General features: G+C 43.4%; 22 protein-coding genes. 15 read left to right on the forward strand and 7 right to left on the reverse strand.

All coding sequences use genetic code 11. The annotated features are described in order from the left end of the window. Positions 1-91: 91 nt before the first annotated feature. From OC23_RS01565 to OC23_RS01580, 4 genes are read right to left on the reverse strand one after another with little or no spacing between them, the layout of a single operon-like run. A complete protein-coding gene (locus OC23_RS01565; protein WP_038342265.1) occupies positions 92-1189 on the reverse strand; it encodes a hypothetical protein in 1098 nt (365 codons plus the stop codon). A gap of 9 nt (positions 1190-1198) precedes the next feature. Further along, on the reverse strand, positions 1199-1963 hold the full coding sequence (locus OC23_RS01570; protein WP_038342267.1) for an ERF family protein: 765 nt from the start codon (positions 1961-1963) through the stop codon (positions 1199-1201). Between the two features lie 10 nt (positions 1964-1973). Next, positions 1974-2348, reverse strand: a complete 375-nt coding sequence (locus tag OC23_RS01575) for a hypothetical protein (RefSeq protein WP_038342269.1) — start codon at positions 2346-2348, stop codon at positions 1974-1976. Next, entirely contained in the window at positions 2345-2806 is a 462-nt protein-coding gene (locus OC23_RS01580; RefSeq protein ID WP_038342271.1) for a hypothetical protein, read from the reverse strand. Before OC23_RS01580 ends, OC23_RS01575 begins: the two co-directional genes overlap by 4 nt. Positions 2807-3002: 196 nt before the next feature. On the opposite strand from OC23_RS01580, the gene OC23_RS01585 reads away from it, so the two are divergent. Then, a complete protein-coding gene (locus OC23_RS01585; RefSeq protein ID WP_038342272.1) occupies positions 3003-3242 on the forward strand; it encodes a hypothetical protein in 240 nt (79 codons plus the stop codon). Here the strand turns inward: OC23_RS01585 and OC23_RS01590 are convergent. The 3 genes from OC23_RS01590 to OC23_RS01600 all read right to left on the reverse strand — a co-directional run bounded on the left by OC23_RS01590 (position 3232) and on the right by OC23_RS01600 (position 4577). Continuing rightward, positions 3232-3438, reverse strand: coding sequence for a hypothetical protein (locus OC23_RS01590; protein ID WP_038342273.1), 207 nt, complete (start codon positions 3436-3438; stop codon positions 3232-3234). The genes OC23_RS01585 and OC23_RS01590 overlap by 11 nt on opposite strands. A gap of 67 nt (positions 3439-3505) precedes the next feature. Then, positions 3506-3808 (reverse strand): hypothetical protein, encoded by a 303-nt coding sequence (locus tag OC23_RS01595; protein ID WP_038342274.1) that lies wholly within the window; start codon positions 3806-3808, stop codon positions 3506-3508. Between the two features lie 40 nt (positions 3809-3848). Next, positions 3849-4577 carry an XRE family transcriptional regulator gene (locus OC23_RS01600; protein WP_038342275.1) on the reverse strand — a complete coding sequence of 243 codons (729 nt, stop codon included), beginning with the start codon at positions 4575-4577 and terminating at the stop codon, positions 3849-3851. Between the two features lie 124 nt (positions 4578-4701). Here OC23_RS01600 and OC23_RS01605 point away from each other — a divergent pair, with 124 nt between their 5' ends. The 14 genes from OC23_RS01605 to OC23_RS01670 all read left to right on the forward strand — a co-directional run bounded on the left by OC23_RS01605 (position 4702) and on the right by OC23_RS01670 (position 14030). Then, on the forward strand, positions 4702-4959 hold the full coding sequence (locus tag OC23_RS01605; protein WP_038342276.1) for a Cro/CI family transcriptional regulator: 258 nt from the start codon (positions 4702-4704) through the stop codon (positions 4957-4959). Next, positions 4947-5255 carry a hypothetical protein gene (locus tag OC23_RS01610; RefSeq protein ID WP_038342277.1) on the forward strand — a complete coding sequence of 103 codons (309 nt, stop codon included), beginning with the start codon at positions 4947-4949 and terminating at the stop codon, positions 5253-5255. Before OC23_RS01605 ends, OC23_RS01610 begins: the two co-directional genes overlap by 13 nt. Before the next feature lie 212 nt (positions 5256-5467). Further along, entirely contained in the window at positions 5468-5770 is a 303-nt protein-coding gene (locus tag OC23_RS01615; RefSeq protein ID WP_038342278.1) for a hypothetical protein, read from the forward strand. Further along, positions 5763-6605: a YdaU family protein gene (locus OC23_RS01620; protein WP_038342280.1), complete on the forward strand. Its 843-nt coding sequence runs from the start codon at positions 5763-5765 to the stop codon at positions 6603-6605. The genes OC23_RS01615 and OC23_RS01620 overlap by 8 nt, the downstream gene beginning before the upstream one ends. Then, positions 6602-7351 carry an ATP-binding protein gene (locus OC23_RS01625; RefSeq protein ID WP_038342281.1) on the forward strand — a complete coding sequence of 250 codons (750 nt, stop codon included), beginning with the start codon at positions 6602-6604 and terminating at the stop codon, positions 7349-7351. The genes OC23_RS01620 and OC23_RS01625 overlap by 4 nt, the downstream gene beginning before the upstream one ends. A 116-nt stretch (positions 7352-7467) precedes the next feature. Further along, positions 7468-8355 carry a DNA cytosine methyltransferase gene (locus OC23_RS01630; protein ID WP_052209133.1) on the forward strand — a complete coding sequence of 296 codons (888 nt, stop codon included), beginning with the start codon at positions 7468-7470 and terminating at the stop codon, positions 8353-8355. After that, positions 8352-9194, forward strand: a complete 843-nt coding sequence (locus tag OC23_RS01635) for a DNA adenine methylase (protein ID WP_038342282.1) — start codon at positions 8352-8354, stop codon at positions 9192-9194. Before OC23_RS01630 ends, OC23_RS01635 begins: the two co-directional genes overlap by 4 nt. 43 nt (positions 9195-9237) lie before the next feature. After that, a complete protein-coding gene (locus OC23_RS01640) occupies positions 9238-9435 on the forward strand; it encodes a hypothetical protein (RefSeq protein WP_038342284.1) in 198 nt (65 codons plus the stop codon). Beyond that, positions 9432-9860, forward strand: a complete 429-nt coding sequence (locus tag OC23_RS01645; RefSeq protein ID WP_038342285.1) for a hypothetical protein — start codon at positions 9432-9434, stop codon at positions 9858-9860. Before OC23_RS01640 ends, OC23_RS01645 begins: the two co-directional genes overlap by 4 nt. 168 nt (positions 9861-10028) lie before the next feature. Beyond that, positions 10029-10772 carry a hypothetical protein gene (locus OC23_RS01650; RefSeq protein ID WP_038342288.1) on the forward strand — a complete coding sequence of 248 codons (744 nt, stop codon included), beginning with the start codon at positions 10029-10031 and terminating at the stop codon, positions 10770-10772. A gap of 397 nt (positions 10773-11169) precedes the next feature. Further along, positions 11170-11604 (forward strand): hypothetical protein, encoded by a 435-nt coding sequence (locus tag OC23_RS01655; RefSeq protein ID WP_038342289.1) that lies wholly within the window; start codon positions 11170-11172, stop codon positions 11602-11604. Beyond that, positions 11573-12214, forward strand: coding sequence for a putative metallopeptidase (locus tag OC23_RS01660; protein ID WP_038342290.1), 642 nt, complete (start codon positions 11573-11575; stop codon positions 12212-12214). Before OC23_RS01655 ends, OC23_RS01660 begins: the two co-directional genes overlap by 32 nt. Positions 12215-12274: 60 nt before the next feature. Further along, positions 12275-12739: a DUF2280 domain-containing protein gene (locus tag OC23_RS01665; protein ID WP_052209127.1), complete on the forward strand. Its 465-nt coding sequence runs from the start codon at positions 12275-12277 to the stop codon at positions 12737-12739. Continuing rightward, positions 12708-14030, forward strand: a complete 1323-nt coding sequence (locus tag OC23_RS01670) for a PBSX family phage terminase large subunit (protein ID WP_038342291.1) — start codon at positions 12708-12710, stop codon at positions 14028-14030. The genes OC23_RS01665 and OC23_RS01670 overlap by 32 nt, the downstream gene beginning before the upstream one ends. Positions 14031-14040: the final 10 nt, after the last annotated feature.

The following is a 14040-nucleotide window of genomic DNA, read 5'->3' on the forward strand; positions in this document are numbered from 1 at the left end:
AGAATTTCGGATTCATTCACATTGTCGAAAATGTGTGTCATGTTGCCCCCGAACACCGTTAGTGTTCGGGTGATAGTGGAATAGTTGAATTTCATGCAGTCTGGCCCTCATCGTTGACTGCACTTTCAAGCTGCAGGCGACGGGTATTTACGATGCGCATCATTTCTGCCTGAACGACTGGGTCTAGGCTGCCGACATCGATCTCAAGTGCATCCAAAGTGGTAAGATCCGGTGCAGTTTGGATCTTAACCATCAGTGATGGTTCAGCCTTAGGTTGTGGGTTTTGAAATTCCTGCAGGCGGCGGCTGATAGCGCGTAACAGTGGTTGACGCTGTTCCTCTGTCCATGACTTTGTATAACGGACAAGGGCATTAGCTTCCTCAGGTGTTTTAGTCTCAGGAAGTCTTGCAAGCAATTCTTTCAGCTGCGTATTCCATTCAGCAGTTTCTTTTTTTACCCGGTCAAAGTAATGGCCACCATCATTCGGTTTGATGATCTCTGGTGCTTCTGGATGTGGTGTATTAGCTGCTAATTGACAATAATTAGCGTTTGCAGCTAATGTTTCTGACTTTGCACACTTGGCAGCATTGATAGCTTGAAGTTGATCATCATTAAAACCGTACTTTTCAATACCGGAACAAACTGTTTCAACTTCATTGGCATCGACACAAGTAGCGATTGCATCAAGAATCACATCTTTATGCGCTTCGATTTCCTTTGCAGTTGGGCGTTTACCTTTCTGTTTTTTCTCGGTGCTAGGAACGTCATTGATCGTCAGTGCCAGATCTAAACCCAAAAATGCGTGATAGGCCTGCATCTGCAGTTTTGCATTTTCCATATCCCGTTGTACAACACCGCAACGTACAAAGTTCTGTACAGCAGAAGTATGATCAAATTTGACCTTGTGAATTTCTGCATAAGGGAAAATACAGACATAGATCTCTTGGCCTTTTTTCAGCTCATCAATAGTGCATGGCTTAGTAAATTTAATACCAGCCATTTCCAACATTTCAATTTGAATGCAAAACTCCATATGAGGTTTTGCATATATATCTGCTGGATAATCTGAAATTGGAGCAAATTCTGAATCCAAGTGTTCGCCCTGACTATTTGCAATACAGCGTGCTAAAACGTTCTTGCCTACAATCATGGCATTAAAGGCTTCTTGAGCATTTAAAATATTATTCATAGCCTTATCCTAGTGATGCATTTGTTGATTTTGTTGGGTTTGAGTCTGCGATGGCATCGGTAATTCCCAGCCTTGCATGTCGGCACGCGCCTGGCATGCTTTTCTGATACCGGCATAAAAATTAGTGCCGTTAAATGTGCTCAAAGCTCTTTCTAAAGTCGCAGGATTATTCGCCTTACTGATAGCTACTAATGCATCCTGAAAGCGCTGTCCCATAGACTTTTGAGCAGGCTGATTTTGTTGCTGTGCCGCAGTATTTTGGTTTTGCTGGTAATTACCACGCTGGTTGTTCTGACCATTCGCGTTTTGTTGGTTCTGACCTCTACTTTGCTGGTTGTTCTGACCCTGTGCACCAGTTTGCTGTTGATACGCTTCTGTATCAGCATCTTGAGTATCATCAATCAGGAATAGGCCATTCAAAGCGTATTTGCGCGCATAAGAGCTGGATGCCCCAAAAGTCTGGGCCACATCCATTCCTTTTTTATCGAGTTCTACACCGGCATGTGCAGTTGTCACAGTTTGTTTACCCTGATCATCGGTAAAGACAGCTTTAGCCGTGACCACAACAACCGGCCCGATCTGTTGCACTTCATCAGTCACCACAAGGGTAGCGCCGTATTTCTGTAAGAGCGGTTTTACACCTTCCAAGATATCTTCCAGACTACGGTAATGAAACTTACCAAATTTGTTGAATTTGCTCTTTGGCGCTTTTAATTCTTGCTGAATAGTGCCTAACACATCCAATCCAGCAGACTGATTTTGTTGTTGTGACATAACAATCCCCTTAATTAGACTGTGCGTTGTGGTAAGCGGTGCGCTGGTTAGCGCTGTAGCGTGATGTTTGGCTGTTACGTGCGTTACGTTCTTTTGAACGTTGTTCGTTAACAGCGCGCTTCAATTCACGCTTAACCCAAGGAATAGACAGCTCATCCGTGGTGATTTGACGGGGTTCAGCGTCCTTAGAATCCTTTACTCGAACTGAGTACCAGTCGAATGCAAGTTCCTGTGCACCGCCGAAAAAGTCATTATCGAAATCCGGCGTATAGTTCAATGAAACTTTGGCCATAAATATTTTTGAGCCAAGGCGAACGTGATAAACGCCTTGCTCATCTTTAAACAAGAATTCACGGAATGGGGTGGTATATTTAGTAATGCTCATGATCCCCCCCGAACCATACGGTTTTTTTCAATGTGGGCAGTGATGACTGAGATCATGTTGCGGATGTCGTCAGCATTGGTGAAATCGTTATAACCATCGCCATTGGCAGTGAGAATCCGATCTACAGCCAGGTTATAGATAAATACCGCTTCATCATTGCTACCAAGTTGACCGTTATCATCTGGTACGATCTCAAAATCAAAGCTTGTGTACACACGGAACCCGTCCAGATTTACAACGGCCTGGCCGGTTGTTTCAGATGTAATTTGAGCCGCTAAAACGCCGTATGTAGATTGTGTATTGGCATAGTTAAAGGCAGGGGCGATATCAACCGGCTTGGTAACCAGAGCATAAGCACCAGATAAAGTACCGGCAGTGATTGCTGCTACAGCACATCCTTTAAGCAAAGTCTTGCCAGATATGTAGCTACGGTTGTGATTTAAAACGTTTTGTTCCATAATGGACCTCATTGTAGTGAGAAGCCCCGTCTAGTCCGCCAAGATTGTTCGGGGCTTTTTGCTGTGCGTGCTACAAATATAACTATAGTTATTTTAATAGTCAATATTATAGTTATAAAAATATCTCTATAGTTATATTTGTGTTTTAATAGACAAAAGAAAACCCACCGCTGGGGTGGGTTAGATGGAGTTTGTTATGAGTAATAAATCCAAAAAAGAAGCGCGGTTTAATTTACTAAAGCCAAAAGATAGCGATTTTTCAAACAAGAACATACATCAAAGAATTGCAGATATAAAAGCTGCAGATGAATTTATTAATATGCATAAAGTGAAGAAAATCACGGTGCATGTTTGTGAAAGCAAAGTGCCTCAATTTGAGAAGCACATGGCTAAGTTCTTTATTAAACATGGCTATAAGGCAAATATCATGGATTAAGTTTAGGCCATAAATCCAGCATCTGATCAGCCTTTTGCTCCTCATGTGCCTCATCAATCTTTTTAAGGGCATCTGTATATTCATAGATCCATAATCCTGGATCTGTGATATCAAAAGCACTTTCACGCTTAGAGCGTTCGTTAATAACGGCTTTGGTTAGCTCCAAAGCCAAAGCTTCTTTAGTTTCTTGCTTCACATTTTTCTCCACCCGAACCATTGTAATGACTGTGTCGGGTTCACAGTTTTATTATTCAATACACATCTCAAACGTTTGAGTACTTTTCCAAAAATTCATCTACCCAACCCTGTGCTTGCTCTAAATTGCTTATATCCGCCACCTTTAGATTGGTCCCTTCAGCCTCATTAAATCCCTCAATTATGGCTTCAAAGATATTTGCTTCATTAATGATTTCTTGTGCCATTTCAGCGGCATCATAGCTCTGTTTGGCTTTTTTTAATGATGCAATCTGCTTATCAATTCCATCACCGATTTTGGACAACGCCGCTTTAAATTCTTGTTTGTTGATTGAAAGGGCTGTTTTAGATTTGTTAAGTGTTGCGATCATGATTCTATTCCTTTAAATATTTATAGGATTTACGGCTTCATTATGGTTTAACCAGAGCAGACTCTAATCGACCAACAAAACTCAATTCATTAAGCTGCTCTTTTGTGATGATCTCATCTGGATATTTGTTTTTATCAGGATTGTCACTTTGTAAGCGCACGGTTTTCTCATCTCCATAGCTGATGAATACTCGTTTCATTCTCAAGAAGCTATTGTGGAGAAATACATACACATCACCATTGATCATGTTTGATGTATCGATCGGAGTAATATCTACAAATAGAGGGCTGTCCGGGAGAACTGTAGGCCACATGCTGTAGTCTGCCGAGTAGATAATACGAAGCTTCTCAGGTTTTGATTTAATACCTACCATTTTTAGAAAGTCAGGATCGATATCTACATAACCGGTAACTTCTTCTAAAAAATTAGCAATACCATCTCCGCAAGCTGCTTTGACATTTTTATGGACAGGAATTTTGACTGTATTTTTTTTATCGTAGTCAGTTCTAAACTCTACAGGGGTGATGTAAACCTCATCTCTGGTTTGTTTAGTGGTGACAGGCAGAATCTTATCTTCACCAGTTTGAAGCCAAATTATATCAACACCAAGAAACTGCGCAATTTGTGGTAGATAAGAAGATTTCTGATTCTTGCCAGACTCTAAAGCTTGATAAGCTGGTTGTGACATTTTTACAGCTTCCGCAACCTCTGCTTGTGTCTTACCCGCTCTCTTTCGAGATTCTTTCAATCTTTCTCTAAGTGTCGTCATAAACCATATACCGCAATTTTAAAACCAATATATAACCTAGGTTATAAGTAATCAAACAACTATAGTTATTGACCATTAATAACTATAGTTATATTATGGTTATATCTTCACTCGAGATATAACCATGAGAGAGTCACAAAAAAACATTTATCAATCTTTAGTTGACTACTTTGGGGGGCAGGAAAGCACAGCTAACGCTCTCAAAGTCACTCAACCATCAGTCTCTGGATGGGTAAGACAAACTAAAAATATGTCGGAACTTGTGGCAATCAGGGCTGAAAAAGAAACAAAAGGTTTATTCAAAGCCTCTGATTTATGCCCATCACTTCAAGAGTTCCAATCTTTTTCCAGTTCAACTCAGGAACAATCATGCAAAACCTAAATAGCACCATTAAGCCAGGAGAAAAACTATTGGAACCACTGACAACGCGCGTACCAGTTGAGGTAAAGCAGTTAGTAGATGATCTGGCGGGAGGCAATAGAGCTAAGTGGGTAAGAGAGGCCATAGATTTAAAACTTCAAATTGATTTAGGCCAATCATCATTAGAAACGCTGAAAAAATCAAAGAATACAACGAATTCAAGTGAATACAGAAATCTCCTAAAAAGTATTTTTTCCGTATTCCAGATAAGCAAAAAGCCCGATGTGCAAGATCGAGCTTTAAGCAGTGTTCATTAACCAGAGAGATTAAATCACATGACAAATATATCAAATCACCCATGCGCTGGCAAATGTAGTCACTTCACAGATGAGCAGTGCAACCATTGTTTAGTTATTGATGACATGGGAGACGATAAATATCTACATACCCGTGTATCACCGAATTGCAAAATCATGGGCGATGAATCACGACATTACCACCGTGCGCTTTCGGCTCAGGGAGAAATTTCATGAATACATCAAAACTCCCTGAATACAAACAAACACAAGCAATCCAATCCTGGCATGAACCGGCTTTAAGGACACTCAGTGACTTTTTGGAGATCCGGAAAGAAAACCTGCGCCGGATAAACCGGGATGAGGCCAACGCTGCAGTAACAAAGGATGAGCTTGTCGAGGATTTAAGCCGGGCTCACCGGATCAGTTACGTTAATGCCGGTTTAATTATCGCCAGCCTACTTCGGGCAGACAAAATCATTATGTTCGGTCGCTTCATTCAATTGAAGGACCAGGGCGGTGAGGTAAATGTATAAATATCTTCATCACATAAGTGATTTCATGGTTGATACGGCGCACTTAACTCCATTGGAGGAGTGCTTCTATCGCCGTGCGATCGACTTTTATTACCTGAATGAAAAACCATTACCCAAAGAAACCCAGTCGGTTTTTCGTCGGTTACGTGCAATAACCCAAGAAGAAAGGGAAGCTGTATTAAATGTGCTTCAAGACTTCTTTGTTGAGCTGGAAGATGGTTTTCACAATAAACGTTGTGATTCAGAAATTGCTGAATATCACCAGAATGCCAACAAAAACCGTGAAAACGGTAAAAAAGGTGGCCGTCCACGTAAAACAAAACCGAGCGAAAACCAAAACGAAAGCCAGAGTGGTGAATCTGAAAACCCAGAAAAAACCCAGTCGGTTTCTGTGGGTTCTGAAAGTGAAACCCAAAAAAACCTTAACCGTAAACCGATAACCGATAACCGTGAACCAAATATAAATACACACACACAGGGCGCAGGTGAAAACCCGGCTCAGGAAAATTCTTGGGTACCAAATCCGGAAACCCTGTTGAACGTGATTCGCCAAAGCATGGGTATTCAAGCTGAACAAGTAATCGCTATGCCTGATTACGATTTTCATCTCGGAAAGTTTAATGCCCACTGGGAAGACAAGAAGGATCTCACTGATAACCAGCGCACATACAAGTTTGCTACTTGGTTGATTGATGAGTTCAAGAAACCTAAGGCACCTGTAAAACCGAAAACCCAGAAACCATCGAATACAGGCCGCAACGTCAACGATGCATGGGGTGATGTACAGGATTACCCACCTGCAGTCGATGATATCGATACCGGGAGCATGCTATGAACGCATTTGCTAATCAACTGAGTCAGAAAATCACAAGTACAAATCGTTTTTGTGAAATACACAAAGAGCGAATGATCAGCGTCAGCGGACGTGATTTCTGTAAAACATGCGCTATGAACGCATACAAGCGCGCCCAGGATGAACATTTCCAATCTGTAAACCAGATGGTTCGGGAAAAACACTTCGCCGGTGCAATGCTTCCGGATCGCCATGAGAGCAGCGGATTTAAAAATTATTCTGTTGGGAACATTGGCCAGAAGAATGCCAAAGGCCAATGTCATGCATTCGCAAAAGATTTTAATGCCGGCATTAAGCGCAATTTGATTATGGTTGGTCGTACCGGTACCGGGAAAACCCATCTGGCTTGTGCGATTGCCCGCAACATTTTAGACCAACGCAGCTATGTCCGTTATACGACTTCTGAAGACATGGCAAACGAGATAGCCAATGCCTGGACTAAAACTGACGACAGCGAAGCAAGCGCCGTGTTCCGGTTCACTGATTACGATTTGTTAATCATTGATGAGTATGGCCTACATGATCAGCATGAGAGCCGGTTACAGCTTGTGCACAAAGTTTTGTATTCCCGCTATGACGCCAAAAAGCCAACAGTCCTAATTTCAAACTGGACTGAAGCGCAATTGAAAGAAAGCTTGGGCGACCGTTTGTGGTCCCGCTTCCAACACGATGGCCTCACCGTTGTTGAGTGCAACTGGGCCGATGAGCGTACAGGTGGTGGCTTATGAAACACCCATTGGACACGCAAACAATAGATTGGATCGATTATCAAAAAAATTTAGGTGGCTTAAATGAGTTGGCTCTTTTCGCAGGCGCTGGTGGCGGAATACTCGGATCGCATCTCATGGGATGTACAACAGTGTGCGCAGTTGAACGTGATGCCTACGCCGCACAAGTTTTGGCGCAACGACAAAATGATGGAATTCTCCCGGCTTTCCCAATTTGGTCTGACATTAAATCTTTTGACGGAAGACCATGGCGAGGAATTGTTGACGTTATTTCTGGCGGATTTCCATGCCAGGACATCTCATCTGCCGGCAAAGGCGCAGGGATCGATGGGGAACGTTCAGGACTTTGGTCAGAAATGGCACGAATTATCAGTGAAGTTCGACCTGGCGAAGTCTGGGTGGAAAACTCACCAATGCTTGTTTCCAGAGGACTTGCCAGAGTCATCAGTGACCTTGCCCAAATGGGGTATGACGCGCACTGGGCACGTTTTTCAGCATCTAACTTTGGAGCGCCCCATATCCGCGACAGGCTCTGGATTGTTGCCTACTCCGTGCAGTCAGGAACGGGGCGGAGCACACACACCGGGATCACATCTGACTTTAACCAAAGCAGTCAACGGCTGGACAAAGGGAAGAGTGGGGCAGAATCCCAAGGAGTGTCGAATTTATCCAACACCCAAGGCATCGGACGGGAACAAACGTGGGAAGGTCAGCAACCATCCAAGGAACGGTCTGGCAGGTGTAGTGGAGAATTTACCAACGCCAACAGCAACAATGAGCAAAGGTTCATCGCCAGCAGCATTAACCAGAAAGGATGGCAAGAGCCGGATCAACGATCGGCTGGATCATCATGTAATGAACTCGCATGGTGGGAAGTTGAACCCGGATTGGGTCGAGTGGCTGATGGGGTGGCCCATCGGGTGGACAGACTTAAAGCCATTGGAAATGGACAAGTTCCAGTCGTGGCTAAAAGCGCATTCAAATTTTTAGGTGGTGGTCTATGAAACTCGATCATCCATTAATTCGATACCACGGCGGTAAATTCCGTTTGGCACACTGGATTATTTCTCATATGCCAAACCATATTTGTTATACGGAAGCATTCGGCGGAGCGGCCGGAGTTTTGCTTCAAAAGCCACGTGCTTATGCTGAAGTTTATAACGATCTCGATGGTGATATCGTTAATTTATTTGAAGTGCTTCGAGATTCTAGCTCGAGAGAAAAGCTTATTGAACAACTGGTTTTAACCCCATATAGCCGGGCAGATTTTGAAAAGGCTTGGGAACCTATCGAAGATAAAGTAGAACGAGCGCGCCGTGTTTGTGTCCGGGCGCAGATGGGGTTCGGTTCGGCCGGCGCAACAAAGGGTATTACCGGTTTTCGCATAGATACAAAGCGTCAATATGGAACAGCACAATCATTATGGGCTACTTATCCAGAACATTTAGGCATCATTGGCCAGCGCTTGAGTGGAGTACTCATTGAGAATCGGCCTGCAATCCAGGTGCTCAAAGATCATGATGGTGAAACTACACTTCACTATGTAGATCCACCTTATGTCATGGATACCCGCTATGACGGCGCCAAATCTGGTCGAATCTACCGTCATGAGATGAATGACCAGGATCATCAAGAGTTACTTGAAACATTAACCAATCTAAAAGGGATGGTAATGCTTTCAGGTTATCCATGTGAACTATATGGCGATTTGCTGGTTGGGTGGAAACGTATAGACACAAGTTCACGTATTTCAGCTGGGCGCGGTACGGCTTTGCGTACTGAATGTTTATGGCTAAATCCAGCTGCTCAAACTCCAGATTTATTTAAAGGATTGCAGGCATGAAAAAGAACGTGACCATAAATGACAAGCGTGACGGAGAAGGGTGATGGAGAAACATTCAGAAGGTTGTACTTGCATTCAACTAAACGGCAAAGAGTGTGCGTTTGAAGATCGAAATTATAAGTTTTGCCCTTGGTGCGTTGAGTTATTCGAGGGAATGGCTGCAATTGATGAAAGTTATATCGAACATGGCGGTCCTGAATATGAGGATGAATTTGCCGAAGATGAGGAACAAAGCCAATGATTCGAGTTGGTATTGATTGCGGCGTTAAGACCGGTTTTGCCGTTGCAGAAAAAGGGAAATTGAACCGGGTAGAGACTTTGACAATCACCCGGGCAATGGAAGAGGTCAAATCACTACATGCCCAGCATCCGGATTTAGTTGTCCGGATTGAAGATGCCCGTAAACGTACCTGGTTCGGAGCTACAGATGCGCGACAAGCCAAGTCGGGTGCCGGTGTACGTGAGGGCGTTGGATCTGTTAAACGTGACTGCAGTATCTGGGAGCAGTTCTGTATCGAGCAGGGTATTAAGTTTGATCTGGTGCACCCGGCCGCGAACATGACAAAAACCAAGAGCGATTATTTCAAAAAAGTAACTGGCTGGACTGGTAGAACAAGCGAGCACAGCCGTGATGCAGCAATGCTTGTATATGGACGGTTGAAATGAGACAGAAAAATAATGATTGGGTTTACATAGTGGTTTTTATTGTATTGGCGATTTTATGTCTGGCACTAAATACATATAACGCCGTACAGATTTGTAAGACAGCAGATGTTTACTGGGTTAAAGGGACCCAGTACAGCTGCAGATGGTTGAAGTAATAGGAGCGCAATTATGTTAGTTGAAAAGTTTGATTTTTTGGAGTTGTTGCGTCTTGCTATTGCTCAGAGTAATGGGAAGGGGAAAATAACAAAGGATGTGGTTTTAGGGGAAATTGCATTAATGCCTGCTCATGCACAAAAATGGGCAGAGTTGTTGGTGGAGAGAATTGATTTTGAGCGTATAGCGGTCATAACGCCACCGGAAAAGCAAACTGAACTATTTTTGAGTAAATATGATTTTAATTACCAGGTTGAGCGCCGTATTGAAGACAGACCCGGTAAGGTGGAATTTATAAAAGGAGAGATTAAGTCTGCAGATTTTTTCCGGGTTCGTAATATTCTTGCCGGCAAGATCCACAAGGAAATGATCAAGAAGAATTTTAAACCAAATAACTGTCAGGGCGATTTAACGAATGTGGCCAAAGGGATCGCTGAGGTTGTATTGCGCGGTCGGTTATTCACAAAAGCCATGTGTAACCCATGCCAAGGTTTGGGGAAGCTGGAATTATTTAATGAAAAAGGCTTTCCAGATGGATCAAAATTTTGTGAAAAATGTGGTGGGACGGGTAAGCGCCCATACACACTGCATGAGAAAATTACGATTGCAAAATTGAATGTTTCTAAATCTGGATACTCTGAACGATATGCGCCGTATGAATTAATTGCAGAGGCTGCTATCGAAAATTGGGAGCACTGTATTAGAAATTACCTGGCAAGATCGTTTCATTTTGAACCAAGTGAGATTTCACTTGCTTGACATAAACAGAACGGTTCAGTATAAGTATTTCTAAAATGGGCGTTTTCTTAAGTGATCGCCCTGAAAGATTTCCAAGGCTCATCGAAAGGTGAGCTTTTTTTATTTCTGACCCTCACTTGCATCGGCGCAATGCGAGTCAACTGGCCGAGCGTATTTCGGCACATGAAGCCCCGCTGACATACATGTTATTGGCGGGGCTTTTTCATTTCTTGTTTGGAGGTTCCATGCTTCATATTGATGATGAGATTCGGGAAGCCGAACAGGAATTGATGCACATAGGCAGTTGCTCAACAGCAGGACTTACGCCAGACCAGATCGCTCAATTAGATGAGCGATTTTTTTTGGCCATTGAAAAATTAAAATGGCTGAAAGGTCGCCGTGATATACGGGTGAAAGAATGGATATCGACAAGTATTTTAAACTCACCAGAAAACGTGCACCGAAAACCAAGCCTAGAAATACGCCGTTGCCGAAAGCCAAACAAAACTATTTAGAGGCAGAGGCAACTTTACTTGAAGAATTAAAAGATCATGCAATAGGTTTTGAGAGTAAATTCCAGCCGATCAGCACAAAGCACTGGCGTTTCGATTTTCATATTGTGAAATTACGATTGCTTATTGAAATTGAGGGCGGGCCATGGTCCGGCGGTCGCCGTGGCAAATTGGCATTTAAAGCCTGGAGTATGGATCGGTATTACCAGGTTGAAGAGATGGGCTACAAGATTGAGCGGTTTCATCCGGATTCAATTTTATCAGGTTATGTCATCCACTGGATTAAAAGTGAATTGGAGAATTTAGAGCATGAGCCAGATCAGACCATTTCCACCAACTGAATTGATGGACAAAGCCGATGAGGAAGAGGCTATCCGTTTGGCACCGGCACCGGATCTTATGGATTGGGTGGTAAAGAATTTTTTAACCATTGGTGGACCACTACATAACCCGGATCATGACCATATTGCTGAACTCATGCATGACAGTGAAGAGTTTCTGGCATTTGCTTGGGCATCATCTGCGTGTACTGCTAAAAAGCGTATGGTACTGGGCCAATGTGAAAAGGTGATGTTCAATCAGGGTGGATGGCGTAAAGCTCGACAAGAGCAGCAGATGCGCGACTGGTTTGGCTATGTGCCGGTATACCTCATCACGATTGATGCCAGTTTTTGCGAACAAGCTTCGGATCGGGACTTTTGTGCTTTGATCGAACATGAGCTGTATCACATAGGTGTGGAACAGGATGAGGACGGCGAACCACTCTACAGTGACATGACCGGGCTACCAAAGCATTATCTTGCTGGCCACGATGTAGAGGAGTTTGTTGGTGTGGTCAAACGATGGGGAGCGAGCGAGAACGTGAAGCGACTTGTAGAAGTGGCGAAGCAAGCGCCGTTTGTAAATGATGTAAATATTTCCAAGTGCTGTGGGACATGCATTATCAGTTGAGCCGGTTGGCTCATTTTTTTTTGCCATGCTTCCTTGACGTACCTTGACGGATAGAGAGAAATGGCGACATTAAATAAGAAGCAAAAACTCTTTATTGTGCAATCACTTGCTGTGTTTAATACACCTCAAGAAACAGTCCAACTTGTCAAGGAAGAATACAATATCGACGTAACACGGCAGCAGGTTGAATCCTATGATCCGACCAAACGGGCTGGTAAGGATTTGAGCGCTGAGTTTAAAAAAGAGTTTGAGCTTATTAGGAAAGATTTTTTAGATAAGCCCTTAAATATTCCCACGGCGAACAAGGCTGTAAGGCTCAAGATCCTGAATGATCTTGTTTATAAGAACCATAGGAATCAGCGTGTTGTTCGTGGCTTGCTTGAGCAAATTGCTAAAGAGATGGGCGGCTTGTATACCAATAAACAAGAGGTTGACCATACAAGTAAAGGGGAATCAATCAATAAACCTACAACTATTGAACTGGTAGCACCTAATGTCAAAGGTACAGATAGAACTGCCACCTAAGTTAATTCCACTATTCTCTACGCCTAATCTTCGTTACTTATCTTCATGGGGTGGCCGTGGCTCGGGTAAGACACGATCATTTGCATTAATGACGGCGGTAAAGGGTTATATTTTTGCCGAGGCAAATATCAGCGGCATGATCCTGGGTGGACGTGAATTTATGAATACGCTTGCAGATTCATCCATGGAGGAGATTAAGCAAGCTATCCGGTCAGTCCCATTTCTTAATGATTATTATGAAATGGGTGAAAACTTTATCCGCACGAAAAACCGCCGTGTTTCATATGGATTTTGCGGTTTACGCCATAATCTGGATAGCATCAAGTCAAAAGCACGAATTTTGCTTTGCTGGGTGGATGAGGCTGAAACTGTAAGTGAGATTGCATGGCGGAAACTCTTACCTACAGTGCGTGAGGAAAACTCAGAGGTGTGGATTACATGGAACCCTGAGCGCGAAGATAGTGCCACCAGTAAGCGATTTAGGCATGAGGAAATGTTTGATGAGATTACTGGTGAGCTGATTGGCCTTGGTGTAGAGATGAACTACTCCGACAATCCGTGGTTCCCACAAGTGCTGGAGCTGGAGCGTAGACGTGACCAAGCTACCCAAGACGATGCTACCTATCGCTGGATCTGGGAAGGTGACTATCTGGAGCTTTCCGAAGCTCAAATTTTCCGTGATAAGTACAAGGTTGATGCCTTCCATGATGATCTATGGAAGCAGGCAGACCGCTTATTCTTCGGTGCCGATTTTGGTTTTGCGAATGACCCAAGTACATTGATTAGATCCTTCATTCTGGACAATACGCTTTATATCGAATATGAGGCGTTTGGCTATCATGTTGAGATCGATGATTTATGGAAGATGTACGCAGGTAAAGCTGGCGCAACAGAGGAGCAGTTAGCAAAATGGACGTCTGAGGATGACGCTAAATATCCTGGCATTCCAGGTGCACGTGACTGGCCAATTAAGGCCGATTGTTCACGGCCAGAAACTATCAGCTACCTACGCCGTCAGGGCTTCAACATTGATGGAGCCGAGAAATGGCAAGGATCTGTGGAAGATGGTATCGCACACATTAAAGGCTTTGACAAAGTTGTAATACACCCACGGTGTAAAAAGATTTTGGAAGAGTTCCGCAAATATTCATACAAAAAAGATCGCCTCACTGATGAGGTATTACCAATCATTGTTGATAAATGGAACCATGGTATTGATGCTCTCCGTTATTCATTGGATGGCTACATCATGGCCCGTGGTGGTACCGGCGTTTGGTCAAGGCTTGCATAAGAGATTTTAA

Origin of the sequence: Acinetobacter sp. A47, assembly GCF_000805455.1 — a bacterium.
Taxonomy (GTDB): domain Bacteria; phylum Pseudomonadota; class Gammaproteobacteria; order Pseudomonadales; family Moraxellaceae; genus Acinetobacter.

Coding starts and splice junctions, on each gene's coding strand:
- OC23_RS01655 (WP_038342289.1), top strand. CDS start 11,170: ATGGATATCGACAAGTATTTTAAACTCACCAGAAAACGTGCACCGAAA.
- OC23_RS01600 (WP_038342275.1), bottom strand. CDS start 4,577: ATGACGACACTTAGAGAAAGATTGAAAGAATCTCGAAAGAGAGCGGGT.
- OC23_RS01585 (WP_038342272.1), top strand. CDS start 3,003: ATGAGTAATAAATCCAAAAAAGAAGCGCGGTTTAATTTACTAAAGCCA.
- OC23_RS01610 (WP_038342277.1), top strand. CDS start 4,947: ATGCAAAACCTAAATAGCACCATTAAGCCAGGAGAAAAACTATTGGAA.
- OC23_RS01575 (WP_038342269.1), bottom strand. CDS start 2,348: ATGAGCATTACTAAATATACCACCCCATTCCGTGAATTCTTGTTTAAA.
- OC23_RS01580 (WP_038342271.1), bottom strand. CDS start 2,806: ATGGAACAAAACGTTTTAAATCACAACCGTAGCTACATATCTGGCAAG.
- OC23_RS01660 (WP_038342290.1), top strand. CDS start 11,573: ATGAGCCAGATCAGACCATTTCCACCAACTGAATTGATGGACAAAGCC.
- OC23_RS01595 (WP_038342274.1), bottom strand. CDS start 3,808: ATGATCGCAACACTTAACAAATCTAAAACAGCCCTTTCAATCAACAAA.
- OC23_RS01615 (WP_038342278.1), top strand. CDS start 5,468: ATGAATACATCAAAACTCCCTGAATACAAACAAACACAAGCAATCCAA.
- OC23_RS01640 (WP_038342284.1), top strand. CDS start 9,238: ATGGAGAAACATTCAGAAGGTTGTACTTGCATTCAACTAAACGGCAAA.
- OC23_RS01565 (WP_038342265.1), bottom strand. CDS start 1,189: ATGAATAATATTTTAAATGCTCAAGAAGCCTTTAATGCCATGATTGTA.
- OC23_RS01670 (WP_038342291.1), top strand. CDS start 12,708: ATGTCAAAGGTACAGATAGAACTGCCACCTAAGTTAATTCCACTATTC.
- OC23_RS01605 (WP_038342276.1), top strand. CDS start 4,702: ATGAGAGAGTCACAAAAAAACATTTATCAATCTTTAGTTGACTACTTT.
- OC23_RS01635 (WP_038342282.1), top strand. CDS start 8,352: ATGAAACTCGATCATCCATTAATTCGATACCACGGCGGTAAATTCCGT.
- OC23_RS01645 (WP_038342285.1), top strand. CDS start 9,432: ATGATTCGAGTTGGTATTGATTGCGGCGTTAAGACCGGTTTTGCCGTT.
- OC23_RS01665 (WP_052209127.1), top strand. CDS start 12,275: ATGGCGACATTAAATAAGAAGCAAAAACTCTTTATTGTGCAATCACTT.
- OC23_RS01625 (WP_038342281.1), top strand. CDS start 6,602: ATGAACGCATTTGCTAATCAACTGAGTCAGAAAATCACAAGTACAAAT.
- OC23_RS01570 (WP_038342267.1), bottom strand. CDS start 1,963: ATGTCACAACAACAAAATCAGTCTGCTGGATTGGATGTGTTAGGCACT.
- OC23_RS01630 (WP_052209133.1), top strand. CDS start 7,468: ATGGGATGTACAACAGTGTGCGCAGTTGAACGTGATGCCTACGCCGCA.
- OC23_RS01620 (WP_038342280.1), top strand. CDS start 5,763: ATGTATAAATATCTTCATCACATAAGTGATTTCATGGTTGATACGGCG.
- OC23_RS01650 (WP_038342288.1), top strand. CDS start 10,029: ATGTTAGTTGAAAAGTTTGATTTTTTGGAGTTGTTGCGTCTTGCTATT.